Annotated in this window: 16 protein-coding genes; 6 read left to right on the forward strand and 10 right to left on the reverse strand. The window is 59.7% G+C overall.

All coding sequences use genetic code 11. The annotated features are described in order from the left end of the window. The first annotated feature begins 35 nt into the window (after positions 1-35). Entirely contained in the window at positions 36-671 is a 636-nt protein-coding gene (locus G518_RS0113895) for a sugar transferase (RefSeq protein ID WP_036594649.1), read from the forward strand. Positions 672-709: 38 nt separating this feature from the next. Here the strand turns inward: G518_RS0113895 and G518_RS0113900 are convergent, their stop codons facing one another. The 4 genes from G518_RS0113900 to G518_RS0113915 are packed head-to-tail and all read right to left on the reverse strand — an operon-like array spanning position 710 to position 4129. Then, positions 710-1045 (reverse strand): antibiotic biosynthesis monooxygenase family protein, encoded by a 336-nt coding sequence (locus G518_RS0113900; RefSeq protein ID WP_342663768.1) that lies wholly within the window; start codon positions 1043-1045, stop codon positions 710-712. Continuing rightward, complete coding sequence (locus G518_RS0113905; protein WP_028603066.1) at positions 1023-1997, reverse strand: Bug family tripartite tricarboxylate transporter substrate binding protein; 975 nt, start codon at positions 1995-1997, stop codon at positions 1023-1025. The genes G518_RS0113900 and G518_RS0113905 overlap by 23 nt, the downstream gene beginning before the upstream one ends. Positions 1998-2031: 34 nt before the next feature. Beyond that, positions 2032-2946 carry a ketopantoate reductase family protein gene (locus tag G518_RS0113910; RefSeq protein ID WP_028603067.1) on the reverse strand — a complete coding sequence of 305 codons (915 nt, stop codon included), beginning with the start codon at positions 2944-2946 and terminating at the stop codon, positions 2032-2034. 16 nt (positions 2947-2962) lie between these two features. After that, positions 2963-4129 (reverse strand): mandelate racemase/muconate lactonizing enzyme family protein, encoded by a 1167-nt coding sequence (locus G518_RS0113915; RefSeq protein WP_028603068.1) that lies wholly within the window; start codon positions 4127-4129, stop codon positions 2963-2965. Positions 4130-4285: 156 nt separating this feature from the next. Here G518_RS0113915 and leuC point away from each other — a divergent pair, with 156 nt between their 5' ends. From leuC to G518_RS0113935, 4 genes are all read left to right on the forward strand, one after another. Continuing rightward, on the forward strand, positions 4286-5716 hold the full coding sequence (gene leuC / locus G518_RS0113920) for a 3-isopropylmalate dehydratase large subunit (protein WP_028603069.1): 1431 nt from the start codon (positions 4286-4288) through the stop codon (positions 5714-5716). Continuing rightward, the gene (gene leuD / locus G518_RS0113925) at positions 5703-6311 is read left to right on the forward strand and encodes a 3-isopropylmalate dehydratase small subunit (RefSeq protein WP_028603070.1); all 609 of its coding nucleotides are present in this window, start codon (positions 5703-5705) and stop codon (positions 6309-6311) included. The genes leuC and leuD overlap by 14 nt, the downstream gene beginning before the upstream one ends. Positions 6312-6328: 17 nt before the next feature. Then, on the forward strand, positions 6329-7381 hold the full coding sequence (locus G518_RS0113930; RefSeq protein WP_036594712.1) for a LacI family DNA-binding transcriptional regulator: 1053 nt from the start codon (positions 6329-6331) through the stop codon (positions 7379-7381). Between the two features lie 90 nt (positions 7382-7471). Further along, a complete protein-coding gene (locus G518_RS0113935; protein WP_051236649.1) occupies positions 7472-9301 on the forward strand; it encodes a polysaccharide biosynthesis protein in 1830 nt (609 codons plus the stop codon). 57 nt (positions 9302-9358) lie between these two features. Here G518_RS0113935 and G518_RS0113940 read toward each other — a convergent pair whose 3' ends face one another. Continuing rightward, positions 9359-10006 (reverse strand): LON peptidase substrate-binding domain-containing protein, encoded by a 648-nt coding sequence (locus G518_RS0113940; protein WP_036594715.1) that lies wholly within the window; start codon positions 10004-10006, stop codon positions 9359-9361. A gap of 31 nt (positions 10007-10037) precedes the next feature. Here G518_RS0113940 and G518_RS0113945 point away from each other — a divergent pair, with 31 nt between their 5' ends. Next, complete coding sequence (locus G518_RS0113945; protein WP_028603074.1) at positions 10038-10601, forward strand: YggT family protein; 564 nt, start codon at positions 10038-10040, stop codon at positions 10599-10601. Positions 10602-10718: 117 nt separating this feature from the next. Here G518_RS0113945 and accD read toward each other — a convergent pair whose 3' ends face one another. The 5 genes from accD to truA all read right to left on the reverse strand — a co-directional run bounded on the left by accD (position 10719) and on the right by truA (position 15356). After that, a complete protein-coding gene (gene accD / locus G518_RS0113950) occupies positions 10719-11591 on the reverse strand; it encodes an acetyl-CoA carboxylase, carboxyltransferase subunit beta (protein ID WP_028603075.1) in 873 nt (290 codons plus the stop codon). A 67-nt stretch (positions 11592-11658) separates the two neighbouring features. Then, entirely contained in the window at positions 11659-12468 is an 810-nt protein-coding gene (gene trpA / locus G518_RS0113955; protein ID WP_028603076.1) for a tryptophan synthase subunit alpha, read from the reverse strand. After that, positions 12465-13748 (reverse strand): tryptophan synthase subunit beta, encoded by a 1284-nt coding sequence (gene trpB / locus G518_RS0113960; RefSeq protein WP_028603077.1) that lies wholly within the window; start codon positions 13746-13748, stop codon positions 12465-12467. Before trpB ends, trpA begins: the two co-directional genes overlap by 4 nt. Before the next feature lie 133 nt (positions 13749-13881). Then, positions 13882-14574 (reverse strand): phosphoribosylanthranilate isomerase, encoded by a 693-nt coding sequence (locus G518_RS0113965; protein ID WP_028603078.1) that lies wholly within the window; start codon positions 14572-14574, stop codon positions 13882-13884. Next, the gene (gene truA / locus G518_RS0113970) at positions 14571-15356 is read right to left on the reverse strand and encodes a tRNA pseudouridine(38-40) synthase TruA (protein WP_028603079.1); all 786 of its coding nucleotides are present in this window, start codon (positions 15354-15356) and stop codon (positions 14571-14573) included. Before truA ends, G518_RS0113965 begins: the two co-directional genes overlap by 4 nt. Positions 15357-15358: the final 2 nt, after the last annotated feature.

A 15358-nucleotide genomic window follows, 5' to 3' on the forward strand; every position in this document is an offset into this window, starting at 1 on the left:
AGGGCAGCGTGTCTAAGCAGTCATTTTCACATCGCATGACCTCAAAAGGTTCTGCTTCGGCCAAACGGGCGCTAGACCTGGGACTCACCTTGATCGCCATGCCATTGGCGCTGCCATTGATGGCTATCGTTGCGCTATGGGTCAAACTGGATTCTCCCGGGCCAGTTTTTTTCAGGCAACAACGCACCGGCCGAAGTGGGCGTGTGTTTCGGATTCACAAATTTCGCACCATGCACGTGCATCAGGCGGGCACAGGTTCGCTGGTGACCGCCGCAGGAGACGCGCGCATTACCCGTGCCGGACGCTGGCTGAGGCAAAGCAAGCTGGATGAGCTAGCGCAGTTGATTGATGTGCTCAAGGGCGATATGAGCCTTGTGGGCCCGCGCCCGGAGGTGCCGCACTACATGGCGATGTACCCTGAAGATGTGCGCGCCCGAATTCTGTCTGTGCGACCGGGCATTACTGACAGAGCCGCGATTGAGTTTCGGGACGAAGAGCGTCTGTTGGCGGCCAGCGATGACCCGGAGGCTACCTATGTGCAGCAGATCATGCCCATCAAACAGGGTTACTACCTGAGCTACGTTGAGCATCACACCGTGCTTGGTGACCTTCGGATCATGTTTGACACTATTAAAAAGCTGATCAACACCCGCGCGTCCAATCGTGATTGAATGCGCGGGTTTCTGGTTTTGAGAAGCTTCTGGAATATCTAGAAGCAGCGGGTGTAGTGATTGACAAGTGGGCGTCCGTCATAGAACGGCGCCAACAATTGCTTCCATTCGTCGTGCTGTGAAGATGCACGGAAGGCAATCGTATGGTCCTCCAGCGTCCGCCATTGAATGAAGAGCAGGTAGACATTTGGCTCTTCAACGCTGCGGTGCAGAGAGTGCGAAACGTATCCTTGCGCGCCATCCAGACAAAGGCGCGCTTGCCCAAACGCAACTTCAAAGGCTGCATCCTGGCCCTCCAGGATGCGAAGCACAGCTACCTCCAGCACCAATTCGTTGTTGGTGGCGCAGGATTCAGTCAAGTTGGATGTTGGCATCCTTGACCACCTTTGCCCATTTTGCGGTGTCTGCCTTGATGGTGGCGGCGAACTGCTGTGGTGATCCACCGAGCAGTTCCACGCCCAGCGTTTCGAAGCGGTCCTGCACATCTTTTCGCGCAAGCACTTTGTTGATTTCAGTGTTGAGCGTCTGCATGATGGGCGCTGGCGTGCCGGCAGGGGCCAACAGCCCGTACCACGAAGCCACCTCGTACCCGGGATAGATTTCGCCCAATGTAGGTACGTTTTTCAGGGAGCTGAGCCGCTTAGCTGAAGTCACGGCCAGGGCCCGTACCTTGCCATTGGCGATCAGCGCTTCCACTGTGGGGAGTGCGGTGACCAGCATCTGGATCTGGCCTGCCAACAGATCTTGCAGAGCTGGGGCGCCACCTTTGTACGAGACGTGAGACATGCGGGTGCCTGCGCGCGCGGCATACAACTCTCCTGCCAAATGACCCGTGCTTCCATTGCCTGCGGACGAGAAAAACAAGGGCGAAGGTGCTGCTTTGGCCAGTGCTGTGAATTCCTGAATGGTGTTGGCCTGAACCGAAGGATGCACCACCAGTACCAGTGCCGCTTGCCCGATGTTGATGATGGGGGCCAGATCACGTTGAGGGTCAAACGGCAACTTCTTGTAGGTGTGGGGATTGATGGCCATGGTGCCATCGAAGCTCATCACCATGGTGTAGCCGTCTGGTGGGGACTTGGCCGCCATGTCCGTACCGATGTTGCCGTTGGCGCCAGGGCGGTTGTCGATCACGATCTGCTGGCCGAGCAGAGGCGATAAATGCTGCGCAATGATCCGGCCCATCACATCCGTGGTACCGCCCGCCGAGAACGGCACGATCATCCGTATTGGCTTGGATGGGTAGGCCTGCGCACGTGCTGCAAATGGCGAAAGCAGTAGGGCGGCGGCGAGAGCCTGGGTTGTTTTTCTGCGTTGTAAGTTCATACATGTCTCCTCAAAGAGTGGTGTGTTCTCGTGTTTAAAAATCTCGCTCGCGTTGCTTAACTAGCGCTGTGAGGGTGGCATTGACGGGGGCTTCCTGGCCGGCTCTGGCGGCTTGCCGCGGGATGGCGCCGTTGATGACGTCAATTTCGCTATGGCGACGTTTTTCATGGTCGAGCAGCACGGACGGTTTGGCATCCGCCACCCGGGCCCCGAAGGCCCTAACGTGCGCCACGGCATCCTCAACCTGAATGGCCACGCCACACGCGCGGGCCACATGCCATGCTTCCACGGCGGCAGCTCGGCTCACCGGACCTATCCCAGGATCGTCCATGACCTGCCCGACGGTCATGCCCGTCAGTGCGCAGGGCGCGCTGTAGGCCACGTTACAGATCAGTTTTTCCCACTGCATGGCCAGCACGTCAGCTACGGCTTCCGCATTGAATCCTGCGCTGCGCCACACCTTGGCGACGCCATCTGCCTGCGCGAAAGGCAAGCCGGCATAAGCGCCCATGCGAACTGCTGCCATGCCTTCATGCCGAGCGTGGGCTGGGCCACGCAGGGATGCGCCGAAGGCGGCCGCCACCCCCACAAGCAGTCGATCGGCTCCCACTTCCTCTGCAACAAGATCTGCACTTCCCAGGCCATTTTGTATGGTCAGCACCACGGTGTGCGGGGCCAGCATGGCACGTGCATCGCGCGCGGCTTGTGCGGTTTGCGAGGCCTTGGTGGCGATGATCACCAAGTCCATGGGTTCGTGCGGGACCTCCGTAGCGGCCGCCATGCGCACAGTACGGTCGCCGCTGGCGCCTTCCACACGCAGACCCTGGTCACGGATCGTTTGCACATGCTCCTGCCAACGGTCTATGACCTGTAATTCATTCCCCGCACTCGCCAGAAGCCCGGCGTACACCGAGCCCATGGCTCCACATCCCATGACTGCGATTTTCATTTGAAGCCTCTTTCGCTCAAGCCAGGAGTTGACGCAGTGAAGGTGCGAGCTCTTGCTTCGCTTCCAGGCCGAAACCGGGCGCGTCTGTAGGGCGAACCAAACCGCCGCCTACAGCGCAGCCAGGTGGATAGCCACCGAAAGGCTGAAACACGCCAGGGTAGGCTTCGCAACCTCCCAGCCCGAGACCGGTGGCAATGTGTAAATTGATCAGATGCCCCCCGTGCGGATGGGCTTGAGCACGGTCGTAGCCCGCCGCTTCCATCAGTGCCAGCATGTTTGTGTATTCGGTTAAGCCATAGGCCAATCCGGCATCCATCTGAAACACATCAATGCCACGGCGCATGCCGCCAAAGCGCAGAAGGTTGCGTACGTCTGCTGTAGAGAACAGGTTTTCACCAGTGGCGACTCTGCCGCCGTAGCCCTCAATCACCAACCGATTGAGTTCGAAGTCCAGTGGGTCACCGACTTCCTCATACCAGCGCAACTCCAGGGGCTTGAGCTGTTCCGCGTACTCAAGGGCGGTGGGTAAATCGAACCGCCCATTGGCATCTACCGCCAGATTGCTTCCACCGCCTGCCATTTCCAAGGCAGCATGCACTCGCTCCATATCCTGGGAGAGTGAGGCGCCTCCTATCTTGATCTTGAACGCGCTAAAGCCTTGATCGCGGTAGCCTGCAAGTTCGTCAGACAGCCGTCGTACGTTGTCTTCACCGGGGTAGTAGTAGCCGCCGGCCGCATACACGTGCACGCCATCAGCGGCTGTGCGGCCGAAGTGGCGCGCAATGGTGTGGCAGGCCGGCTCATCGCGCAGTTTGGCGTTGAGGTCCCACAGCGCGAGTTCGAGTGCGCCAACCGCTGCAGCGCGGTCGCCGTGGCCCCCGGGCTTCTCGTTGCGCATCATCACCTTCAGAGCGCGGGCTGCATCGAACGCAGTGCCATCGTCCGTGAGCAGATCCGCCGGTGGCGCCGCCAACAGGCGCGGAATGAATCGTTCGCGTAGTAAGCCACCTTGGGCGAAGCGGCCAATGGAGTCGAACGCCAAGCCTACGAGTGGTTTGCCCTGACGCACCACATCTGTGAAAACAGCGACCAGCGAGACGGTGTGTTCGGAGAAGTTGACCAAAGCGTTGGCAATATTGCCTTCGAGCGGGACGGTGAGTTCGCGGATGTCAGTGATACGCATGAGGGTGAGTCGGATTCTTAAAATGCACACGTGTGCAAAACGGATTGGAGATTAGCTAAAACAGTTTTAGCTGTCAATGGGTTTTGAAAAATTGGAAGAATGGTATTCGTTGGAGGCTTAAAATGATTACGTGTGCAAAGCTAATCAACCACTTCCATGACGCAAGCCTCAGGCGCTCCGAGAACCCTGTTCGACAAACTCTGGGATGCCCATTGCGTGGGCGAACTGGCTGATGGGCGCATGCTGATCCATGTGGATCGCCACCTGGTTCACGATCTTTCCAGCCCTCAGGCGTTCGACGGACTTCGTGCTTCGGGCCGCAGAGTGCGCAACCCAGAGCGAACTTTCGCCATGGCCGATCACATCGTTTCTACAGAAACGGGGAGAGGAGATGCCACTGTGCCTGGTGGCGAGGAGATGATTGTGGCGCTGCGCCGCAATGCCAGCCAGTTTGGCATCCGCCATTTCGATCTGGGCGACCCGGGGCAGGGCATCGTGCATGTTGTTGCGCCGGAGCAGGGGCTGGTGCACCCGGGCATGACGGTGGTTTGCGGCGACAGCCACACGTGCACCCTGGGCGCCTTGGGTGCCTGGGCGTGGGGGATAGGCACGTCCGAAGTGGAGCATGTATTGGCTACACAGACGCTTGCGCTACACATGCCTCACGCGATGCGCATCCACCTCAACGGCGAAATTGCCCCAGGGCTTTCAGCCAAGGATCTGGCTCTGTATTTGCTGCGGCGCATTGGTGTTCGTGGTGCGGCTGCAGGTTTCGTGGAAATGTGCGGCAATGTCGTGGATGCGCTGAGCATGGAGGCACGCTTCACCTTGTGCAACATGGGGATTGAGGCAGGCGCGCGTGCGGCGGTGATCGCGCCAGACGAGATCACCTTGTCGTATCTGCGTCAGCGATGCCAGGCGCTGCCACAGCTGGACCAGGCGCTCGCGCAGTGGGCTACCTGGCGCGGCGATGCGGGTGCGAGATACTCCGAAGAGTTGGAGATCAAGGTTTTGCTGCATTCACCCCAGTTCACCTGGGGCATTACCCCGGCGCAGGCTTTGGCTGCGCAGGAACGCCTTCCGCTTCTTGGCGAGGCCCGTGATGCGGAGGAAGCTGCCCAGTGGCGGCGCTCTTATGAGTACATGGGGCTGGAGCCTGGTACTTCGCTGGAAGGGCAGTCAGTGGACCGCGTGTTCATTGGTTCGTGTACCAATGGCCGACTATCGGATCTGCAGGAGGCCGCTACCCTTATCAAGGGGTACCGCGTGGCTTCGCACGTGCACGCCATGGTCGTGCCGGGCTCGAGTGCCGTCAGGCGTGAGGCTGAGGCTCTTGGGCTCGATAAGATTTTCATGGACGCCGGTTTCGAATGGCGTGAACCGGGATGTTCCATGTGCGTAGGTATGAATGCGGACAAGGTGGCCCCCGGGCAGCGCTGTGTCTCCACCTCCAACCGCAACTTTGAAGGGCGGCAGGGGCCGGGCGCGCGCACCCATCTGGCTAGTCCGGCGAGCGCTGCGGCGGCTGCGGTTGCCGGCCGAATCATTGATCACCGCGAGCTGAAAGCACCTTATGCAGAAATTTGAAGTGATTGAGGGCATCGCACTGCCACTGGACCGAACCAACATCGATACCGATGCCATCATTCCTCAGCGCTGGTTGGTGACCGTCTCGCGCCACGGGCTGGGAGAAGGGCTTTTCGGTAGCCTTCGATACGATGTCAATGGCCACGACCAGCCGGATTTCATCCTCAATCAACCGGCCTACCAAGGCGCTCGCATCATCGTGGCCGGCGCTAACTACGGCTGTGGTTCATCGCGTGAGCACGCCGTGTGGGCGCACCTGGACTATGGTGTGCGCGCCGTCATTGCGCCAAGCTTTGGCCCGATTTTCTACGGCAATAGCCTGAACAATGGCCTGCTGCCCGTGGAGCTGCCGGCCGACCAGGTGGCCATACTAATGGCGCAGTTGCTGGCCAGCCCAGGTGCGCGTTGTGGGGTGGATCTTCGAACCAATGAAGTGACCGGGCCTGATGGCGTGGTCTATCCCTTCACCATGGACGCCGGGCGCAGGCAGGCGCTGCTTAAGGGGTTGGACGACATTGCCCTTACAGAGCGCGAGGCGGATCGTATTTCCGCTTTTCAGCAGCAGCAATTGGCTCGGATGCCGTGGTTGGCATGACAGGTAGGATGGCGAAAATGAAAGCCACAATTCACGCAGGCAACGCCACTGTCACCATCCGCAATATTGCGGACGACTTGGCCATGTCGCATTCCACGGTCTCGCGCGCACTCGCTGATCACCCCAACGTCAAGTCGGAGACCAAACTGAGGGTGCAGGCACGTGCCCGTGAATTGGGCTACGTGCCTAATGGGCTGGCGCAGAGCATGCGCGGCACACATGGGCCGGTGCTGGGGCTGGTCATCCCTGACATCCGCAACGAGTTTTACGCCTCCATGGCCCAGATCGTGGCCGATGCTGCGGCGGCACGCGGCTTTCACCTTGCGCTCAGCATTACTGAAGACGACCCAGACCGTGAGATGGGCGATGTTCGTGCGCTGCTCGTCTCTCGTGCGGCAGGGGTCATCATCACGCCCAGTAGCGGCATACGGGCAGAAACCCTGGACATGCTGCGTGGTGTCAATGCGGCTCAACTCGTGCGCCACCACCCAGGGATTGCGCATGAGGCGGTGCTGATCGACGATTTCGCAGGAGTGGCTTCTGCAACCCGGCATCTGGTCAACTACGGCCATCGCCGGATCGCCTACGTGGGCACCCATCCTGACATCAGTTGCGGGCTGGACCGGCATGAGGGGTTCCGGACGGTGATGGCCGAGCATGGGTTGGATGCATCTCACGCAGCGCTTGGCCCCCCACGGCCGGAGTTTGCCCAACATGCCGTGACTTCGCTGCTGGCAGGTGGGACCCAGCGGCCTACCGCTTTGGTAGTGGGCAGCTCTAGCCTCACGATCGGCGCGCTGGAGGCCCTGCGCGGCCTGCGCTTGCGCTGGCCCGAAGATATCTCGGTTGTAGGCTACGGCGACCCAGTCTGGTTCAAGCTGATTGGTGATGGCCTCACTACGGTGCAGTTGCCCGTGCAAGATATGGGCCGGTACGCAACCAGCCTTTTGTTGATGCGCTTTGAAGGCAGTTCTACTTTGGTTCCCAGCCAAACCGGGCATGCATCGCGGTTCGCACCGTCGCTGGTGGTGCGGGGATCGACGGCTATTTGCGCGCGCTCCCCGTTGTAAATCCGGTCTGAAGTCTCGCTCTGTTGGAAAGAGGGCCAGTGTTTTTTCCAGGTAGTCGGATTAGCGTCAAAAAATAGCGAAAATAGGTCCATGCTGACTGAACTACGGCGCACCTTGGTCAGCAAGAGCTGGCTGCCCGATCTGGCTTTAATTGCGCTGGCGTGGTGGGCCGCGTTCTGGCTGCGCTTCAATCTGGGCTTGCCTGCGCGCTACGTGCAGGACGCCTTGCTCACCACCCCCATTGCGTTGCTGGGCATGGCCTGTGGGCTCACCCTGATGCACGTGCCTCGCCAATCCTGGCGGTATGTCAGCTTGGCCGATCTGCGGCGTCTGGCGGCCGGAGTAGCGCTGGGCGGGCTTCTGACCACCACGGTGGTGATGGGGCTGCGCGTCGAAGGCTTTCCACGCTCCGTCTTTCTGATCAGCGCGCTTTTGGCATTGGTCTTTCTGGCCGGCGCCAGGGCTGCCTGGCGCACGCTGATGGAATTGATCCACGCGCCCGCATCCAGTGCGCCTGGTTCGCGGGCCTTGTTGATCGTCGGCACATTGGAAGAGGCTGATCAGGCTTTGCGCACACTCAAAGGAGTCGCCGGCTGGCAGGTCAGTGGAATCGTTTCACCCCACGTGCAGGACACCGGCCGCACGCTGCAAGGCGTGCCCGTATCGGGTGGGGTTGAGCAGTTGGCAAAGCTTGCACAGGACGGAGGCATAGGCACCGTTCTGCTGGCCAGCCCTGCGGGGGCCGAACTCAGGCGCGAGGTCCTCATGCGTTGGTCGGGCTCTGGCTTAACCTTGCTCACCCTGCCTAGCGCAGACGAATGGCTGAGCCCCGGCGGTATTGCGCCTCGTGAGGTCCAGCTTGAAGATCTCCTGGGGCGTGCGCCGGTACAACTGGATGCGCGCGGCCTGTCAAGCTTGCTGGGGGGCCAGACCGTGCTGGTGACGGGCGCAGCAGGATCTATTGGTTCGGAGTTGTGCCGCCAGGTGGCGCGCTTTGGCGTGGCCAGGCTGGTGTGTGTAGACCAATCGGAATATGCCATCTACCAACTGGAGCAGGAACTCCGAAAAAGCTTTCCAAACATGCAGGGCGTGTACCTGACAGCGAGTGTGCGTGAACCGGAGCGCCTCCTGGCCATTGCCACGCGTTATCAGCCCGCTGTGATGCTGCACGCTGCGGCATACAAACACGTGCCACTCATGGAGAGGGGCAATGAAGTCGAAGCCCTGCGTACCAATGTGCTCGGAACCTTGCACGCGGCGCGCGTGGCTGGTCAGGTAGGGGCTCGGCGTTTCGTACTGGTCTCCACGGACAAAGCAGTCAATCCTACGAGTGTGATGGGTGCCAGCAAGCGCTTGGCAGAGCAGGTGGTCCAGGAGGTAGCGGCGCTGTGCTCCGATACGCAGTTCGTCTCGGTTCGATTTGGAAACGTTCTGGGTTCTAGTGGCTCCGTGGTGCCGCTTTTCTCTGCACAGATAGAGCAGGGAGGGCCGGTGACGGTCACGCACCCGGATATCGTGCGCTACTTCATGACGATCCCGGAAGCCGCGCAGTTGGTGCTTCAGGCCGGTTTGATGGGGCGTTCGGGCCAGATTTTCGTGCTCGACATGGGTGAGCCCGTCAAGATCGCTGAGCTGGCACGCATGTTGATCCGACTTTCCGGAAAATCCGAAGCCGAGATACCTATTGTGTACACGGGCCTGCGACCTGGCGAAAAGCTTTATGAAGAGCTGCTTGCGGACGATGAAACCACCGAGCCAACGCCGCACCCGAAGTTGCGCGTCGCCAAGGTGGCGTCATCTGAGCTTGGCAAGCTGATTGAAATAGAAGCAGGTATCTCGGATCTTGGCGGAGGACTGTCCGGGCCTGAGGTTCGGCGGTTCCTGAGCCAATTCGTGCCTGAATACCGCCCCGGAGGGTGATCTCCTACACTTGGTTTCAGCCGCGACGTACATAGTGTGGTCGTCGCCGTTTCCTGGTCATATGCCTTCGCGGCTCAAGATGTCCGCCACAAGCTCAAGGCGGAGCAGGGGGTTGTCAAGGGTCATCAGGCGCTGCTTCATCTCAGTGGACAACGGCAGCAATTCGCACCAGCGGTTAGCCACCCAACCGCAGTCCTGATAGGCACTTTCGGCATCATCCGACGCAATAGCGCCGCGTTCACGAAGTGAGTTTCTCAGCTGACGCAGCGCCTGGGCCGTGTGTTGGAGGTCTTCGGGGATGCTGACAGCTGCATCATCGGCCAGCAATACGACATCTGCTACCCACAACCCGTGCTTGAGCCGCTCGTGCCGAACCACGCGAAAGCGTTGCCGGCCTTCACACTGCACCACGAAAAGGCCTGATTGAGGTCGCTCCAGCTTCACGATGTGTGCCAGTGTGCCTTCAGCTTGCAACTGCTCATCAGGCGCGCCGGCAACCTGAACTTCATGGCCTTGGCGTATATTGACCACGCCGAAGGGAGCGCCTGCTTTTTGGCACTTGTCCATAAGGTCCAGATAGCGCACTTCAAAAATACGCAGCGGGAGTTCTCCGCCTGGAAATAGCACGGTGCCCAGCGGAAATAACGGCAGCCAATGGAGGGTAAGTGGTTCGTCAGCCATAGGTGTCGCTATGATCGCACGCATATGAATCCTCTGGCCGTTCATTCGGCAGCCGATGCTCTACCAAATCATTTCTTTCCTGCTTGAAGTTGCGGCCACTTTAGTGGGCGGCGCGTGTCTGCTGCGCCTGTATATGGGGTGGCGCCGAATGTCCATGCAAAACCCGGTGGGCCGGTTTGTGCTGGCACTCACTGATTGGCTGGTCCTTCCGTTGCGGCGCCTGCTTCCGCCGCGCGGATCACTGGATGCAGCCAGCCTGCTCGGGGCCTGGTTGGTCAAATTGCTCCAATTCATCGTCATGATGCTTCTTTTAGGGGGCCACTCATGGGCCGTGCTCCCGGTATTGGCGCTCCTCGGTATCTTCAAACTTGCCATTTCGGTGGCTACCTCGGTGGTTTTAGTCTCCGTACTCCTGTCATGGACACAGAGCCGCAGCCCGATAGGGGACGTCTTTGACCGCTTGAGCGCGCCTTTGCTCGCACCGCTGCGCCGGATCATTCCACTCATCGGTGGAATTGATCTTTCTCCACTGGCGTTGCTGGTGCTGCTTCAGATTGCCAGCATCATGCTTGGGGCTGCCCAAGCGAGTCTGTTGGGTGGCGTGGTGCTGGGGGTTTAATTTTGACTGCGCCGAAGCGCTTCGACTGAAAGCGGAAATCCAATAGCCAACGGGCCCCGCGGGGCCCGTTGGCGTGTTGTGGTCCGTTCGGTGGTGGCCGACTGGCTTTTTGAAGGTTCAGCTTACCGCGTCAGTCGGTTGACGCTGCAACATGGCAAGCACCTTGGCGATCTTTTCGCGCAGTTCGCGGCGATCGCAAATGAAATCGACAGCACCTTTGGTTTGCAGGAATTCGGCTCGCTGAAAGCCCTCTGGCAGCGTGACACGCACCGTGCTCTCGATCACGCGGGGGCCGGCAAAGCCGATCAGTGCTTTGGGCTCAGCGATCACTACATCACCCACGAAGGCAAAACCGGCTGAAACGCCACCCATGGTTGGGTCGGTGAGCACGCTGATGTATGGCAAGCCCTTCTTGGCCAAACGCGTCAGCGCGGCGTTGGTCTTGGCCATCTGCATCAATGAAAGCAAGCCTTCTTGCATTCGCGCGCCACCTGTGGCGGTAAAGCAGATGAAGGGCACTTTTTGCTCTACGGCGGTTTCAACGCCGCGCACGAAGCGTTCACCGACCACGGAGCCCATGGAGCCGCCCATGAAGTCAAATTCGAACGCGGCAGCCACTACGTTGATCGAATGGACGGCACCGCCCATGACCACCAGCGCATCGGTTTCCCCGGTGTTTTCCATCGCTTCCTTGATGCGCTCCGGATACTTCCTGCTGTCTTTGAACTTGAGCGCATCTACCGGCACGACTTCCTGGCCAATCTCGTAACGCCCTTCGTTGTCGAGAAAGACATTCAGCCGCTCGCGCCCACCCAGGCGGTGGTGGTGGCTGCAATGAGGGCAGACGTTCTGGTTTTGTTCCAGATCGGTTTTGTACAGCACAGTGTCACACTGAGGGCACTTGATCCAGAGGCCTTCGGGCATCTGCCGCCGATCAGCGACGTCGGATTTTTGGATCTTGGGAGGAAGAAGCTTTTCAAGCCAACTCATGGAAGTTCCTTGGAGACTGTCGGCCTTGAAGGGCCGAAAGCGAAAATGGGCAGGAGATGGGTGATTATCAGGCGTCCAGGGCGGTACGGATGCCGCGCAGGAAATCAGCCGCCACCGCAATCACGCGCTCGTGGGGTTGGTCTTCTATAAGTTGAATCAACCGGCTGCCAATGACCACCGCGTCCGCGATGCGTCCAATGGCCCTGGCTGTCTCCGCATCACGGATTCCGAAGCCCACACCCACGGGAACATGCACGTGCTGGCGGATGCGCGGCAACATGCTTTCCACTTCCGCCGTGTTCAGGGTTCCCGAGCCAGTGACGCCCTTGAGCGAAACGTAGTAAACATAACCGCTTGCGACCTGAGCGACTTCAAGCATGCGCTGCTCGGTGGAGGTGGGTGCAAGCAGGAAGATGAGATCAATGCCGTTGTCTTTCAGCTTGCTGGCGAAGGCTTCGCATTCCTCAGGTGGATAGTCCACCACCAGCACGCCATCAACACCTGCTGCTGCGGCGTCGAGAATGAAGGCGTCGGTGCCGTTTTTCTGGTCGTAGCGTTCAATCGGGTTGGCGTAACCCATCAGTACGACCGGCGTGGTGGAGTCTTTTTCGCGAAAGACCTTGACCATAGCCAGGACCTGCTTCAGGCCAATTCCTAGCGAAAGTGCGCGGTCTCCCGCTTTCTGGATCACCGGGCCGTCGGCGCTGGGATCAGAGAAAGGCACGCCGAGTTCGATCACATTCGCGCCAGCGGTCACCATTCCGTGCATCAAGGCGGGCGTGATGTCGGCGTACGGAAAACCAGCCGTGACGTACGGAATCAGCGCTTTACGGCCTTCCTTCTGGAGCTTTTCGAAAGTTGCGGCGATGCGGCTCATGATTTACCTCCTTTGCCGGTCGGTATGCCTTTGACGACATGGCCACGCATGGAGGGGCGATCATAGAACTCTGCGCCGTCGAGGTCGGCCACGGTACCAATGTCTTTGTCGCCACGTCCTGAAAGGTTGACCAGGATGGATTGGTCTGGCCGCATCGTGGGGGCGAGCTTCATGGCGTAGGCGAAAGCGTGGCTGGATTCGAGTGCGGGGATGATGCCTTCAGTTCGACACAGATGATGGAAGGCAGCCAGGGCCTCCACATCAGTCGCACCTACGTATTCGGCGCGGCCAATGTCTTTCAGCCATGCGTGCTCAGGGCCCACCCCCGGGTAGTCCAGGCCAGCGCTGACACTGTGAGTTTCAGTGATCTGCCCGTTGTCGTCTTGCAGTATGTAGGTCCGATTGCCGTGGAGCACGCCACTGGAGCCACGCTGCAGGCTGGCGGAATGTTTGCCGCTCTCCAAACCTTCGCCAGCAGCTTCCACGCCTATCAGGCGGGTTTTTTCGTAGGGGATATAGGGATAGAAGATGCCCATGGCGTTACTGCCACCACCTACGCAGGCAATGACTGCATCAGGTTGTTCGGCCGCAATGTTCTGTGCGGCCAGCATTTCAGGCATCTGGGTCAGGCATTCCTTGCCGATCACGCTTTGGAAGTCTCGGACCATGGCAGGGTAGGGGTGCGGGCCGGCGACGGTGCCGATGATGTAGAAGGTATTGTCCACATTGGCTACCCAGTCACGCATGGCCTCGTTCAGCGCGTCTTTGAGCGTTTTGCTGCCTGATTCAACCGGAATCACCGTGGCGCCCAGGAGCTTCATGCGGTAAACGTTCGGGCTTTGGCGCTTGACGTCTTCGCTACCCATATAGACCACGCATTCGAGCCCGTAGCGCGCGCAGATGGTTGCAGTGGCTACGCCGTGCTGGCCTGCACCAGTTTCCGCAATGACGCGCGGCTTGCCCATGCGCTTGGCCAGCATGGCTTGACCGATGACGTTGTTGATCTTGTGCGCGCCGGTGTGGTTGAGATCCTCCCGCTTCAGGTAGATCTGCGCACCGCCTAGCTCCCGGCTGGTGCGAGCCGCGTGGTAGACGGGGGAGGGCCGGCCCACGTAATGGGCGAGCTCGTAGTGGAATTCGGTCAGAAACTCAGGGTCGTTCTGGAATTTGGCGTAAGCCTCTCGCAACTCACTGATGGCGAAGGTCAGCGTTTCGCTGACGAAGCTGCCGCCGTAAGGACCAAAGTGTCCGGAGGCATCGGGTTGATGGTAGGTGGACATGGGATAAACAAGGTTTTTTTAGATGAACACGAATGACGCGCCGTGAGGGCGGTCTCTCCAAATAGGGACAACAGACCGCAACCGGGTTTGGGGTTCAGTCATCGGGCACTGAACAGCAATCTAGCGGCGCGAGTCAGTCGCCATGGGAATCAGCGGCTTTCACAGCGGCAACGAATTGCTGGATCTTGCCAGCATCCTTGATGCCCTTAAGCGGCTTGCCTTCGGGGCCATCCGCTTCGACGCCAGAACTGACGTCAACCGCGAGTGAAAATCCCCGCTTGCGGAGCGCGCGCACACCGTCTCCCACGTTTGCAGGTGTGAGTCCACCAGATAAGACGAGGTGAGCGTTGACGCTTGGTGGTAGTAGTGACCACTGAAATGCCTTGCCGCCGCCGCCATAACCCTCGACTTCAGCGTCGAGCAAGATGGCTTGGGCGTGATGAAAATCCTGGGTGAATTCTAGCAAGTCGAACTGCGCTGCCGTACCGAGCGGAATACGCGCTGCGCGAACCCATGGTCGAGCGCAGGTTTGAGCGATGGCTTCGCATTCGGCTGGCGTTTCGTCGCCATGAAATTGGAGCAAGGTCGGTGCGCAAAGGGCGCAATCGGATGCAATCTGCTGCGCAGTGGCATTCACATAAAGCAGCACTGAACTGACGAAGGGCGGTAACCTGCGGATCAACTCGGCCGCGCGCTCCGCGCTGACGTGACGCGGGCTTTTGGCATAGCGCACGAAACCTATGGCGTCTACCCCGGCAGCCACGGCTGCATCCACGTCTTCTTCGCGTGTCAAACCACAGATCTTGATGCGGGTTCTGCTACTCATAATGGCAGCCAATCATACGCGGGCGTCCGCTCTGGCAATTCCCATTTCGGATCGTAGACCGGGCCAAGAAAATACAGGCCTTCGGGCGCGAAGGTGGGTGCCGCCGCTTTTCGATCGCGTGCTTGCAGTACTTCGCGCAGCCAATCAGGTGTTTGTGCGCCATGGCCAACCGCGATCAAGCAGCCCATGATGTTCCGGATCATGTGGTGTAAGAACGCATTGGCTTCAAAATCGAAGCGCCAATAGGCACCTCGGCGGGTAATGCTTACTCGTTTAATGTGTTTTACGGGCGAAAGTGCCTGGCACGCCGAAGCTCGGAAGGAGGTGAAATCATGCTCCCCGATCAAATGAAGCGCTGCCGCTTGCATGGCCTGCTCATCCAAGGGGCGGAATACCCACCCCACGCGCCCCGCGTCAATGCTGGGCCGCACGGCCGATTCGAGCAGTATGTAGGCGTATCGGCGGGCGAGGGCGCTGCCACGGGCATGAAACTCCGGGGTGACTTCATTCGCCCATTGCACCGCAATGTTGGCGGGAAGGTACCGGTTGGTACCACGCACCCAGGAAGACATGTCTCGGCTCATGTCGATATCGAAGTGCACGACCTGCATGAGCCCGTGCACGCCCGCATCAGTGCGGCCAGCGCAGAGCGTGGTGACCGGTTGGGTCGTAAAGGCCGCCAGGGCGGCTTCCAGCTTGTCCTGAACCGTGAGCCCGGTCAACTGGCTTTGCCAGCCCTGGTAGGCGCGGCCATCGTAGCTGAGGCCGAGCGCAAGCCTCATGG

Origin of the sequence: Ottowia thiooxydans DSM 14619, assembly GCF_000422885.1 — a bacterium.
Taxonomy (GTDB): domain Bacteria; phylum Pseudomonadota; class Gammaproteobacteria; order Burkholderiales; family Burkholderiaceae_C; genus Ottowia; species Ottowia thiooxydans.

What these genes read in the sequence shown, in the direction of transcription:
- G518_RS0113910 (WP_028603067.1), bottom strand. Translation starts at nt 2,946, where the DNA reads ATGAAAATCGCAGTCATGGGATGTGGAGCCATGGGCTCGGTGTACGCC.
- G518_RS0113940 (WP_036594715.1), bottom strand. Translation starts at nt 10,006, where the DNA reads ATGCGTGCGATCATAGCGACACCTATGGCTGACGAACCACTTACCCTC.
- accD (WP_028603075.1), bottom strand. Translation starts at nt 11,591, where the DNA reads ATGAGTTGGCTTGAAAAGCTTCTTCCTCCCAAGATCCAAAAATCCGAC.
- G518_RS0113930 (WP_036594712.1), top strand. Translation starts at nt 6,329, where the DNA reads ATGAAAGCCACAATTCACGCAGGCAACGCCACTGTCACCATCCGCAAT.
- G518_RS0113900 (WP_342663768.1), bottom strand. Translation starts at nt 1,045, where the DNA reads ATGCCAACATCCAACTTGACTGAATCCTGCGCCACCAACAACGAATTG.
- truA (WP_028603079.1), bottom strand. Translation starts at nt 15,356, where the DNA reads ATGAGGCTTGCGCTCGGCCTCAGCTACGATGGCCGCGCCTACCAGGGC.
- G518_RS0113905 (WP_028603066.1), bottom strand. Translation starts at nt 1,997, where the DNA reads ATGAACTTACAACGCAGAAAAACAACCCAGGCTCTCGCCGCCGCCCTA.
- G518_RS0113895 (WP_036594649.1), top strand. Translation starts at nt 36, where the DNA reads ATGACCTCAAAAGGTTCTGCTTCGGCCAAACGGGCGCTAGACCTGGGA.
- G518_RS0113945 (WP_028603074.1), top strand. Translation starts at nt 10,038, where the DNA reads ATGCTCTACCAAATCATTTCTTTCCTGCTTGAAGTTGCGGCCACTTTA.
- G518_RS0113935 (WP_051236649.1), top strand. Translation starts at nt 7,472, where the DNA reads ATGCTGACTGAACTACGGCGCACCTTGGTCAGCAAGAGCTGGCTGCCC.
- G518_RS0113915 (WP_028603068.1), bottom strand. Translation starts at nt 4,129, where the DNA reads ATGCGTATCACTGACATCCGCGAACTCACCGTCCCGCTCGAAGGCAAT.
- G518_RS0113965 (WP_028603078.1), bottom strand. Translation starts at nt 14,574, where the DNA reads ATGAGTAGCAGAACCCGCATCAAGATCTGTGGTTTGACACGCGAAGAA.
- trpB (WP_028603077.1), bottom strand. Translation starts at nt 13,748, where the DNA reads ATGTCCACCTACCATCAACCCGATGCCTCCGGACACTTTGGTCCTTAC.
- leuC (WP_028603069.1), top strand. Translation starts at nt 4,286, where the DNA reads ATGACGCAAGCCTCAGGCGCTCCGAGAACCCTGTTCGACAAACTCTGG.
- trpA (WP_028603076.1), bottom strand. Translation starts at nt 12,468, where the DNA reads ATGAGCCGCATCGCCGCAACTTTCGAAAAGCTCCAGAAGGAAGGCCGT.
- leuD (WP_028603070.1), top strand. Translation starts at nt 5,703, where the DNA reads ATGCAGAAATTTGAAGTGATTGAGGGCATCGCACTGCCACTGGACCGA.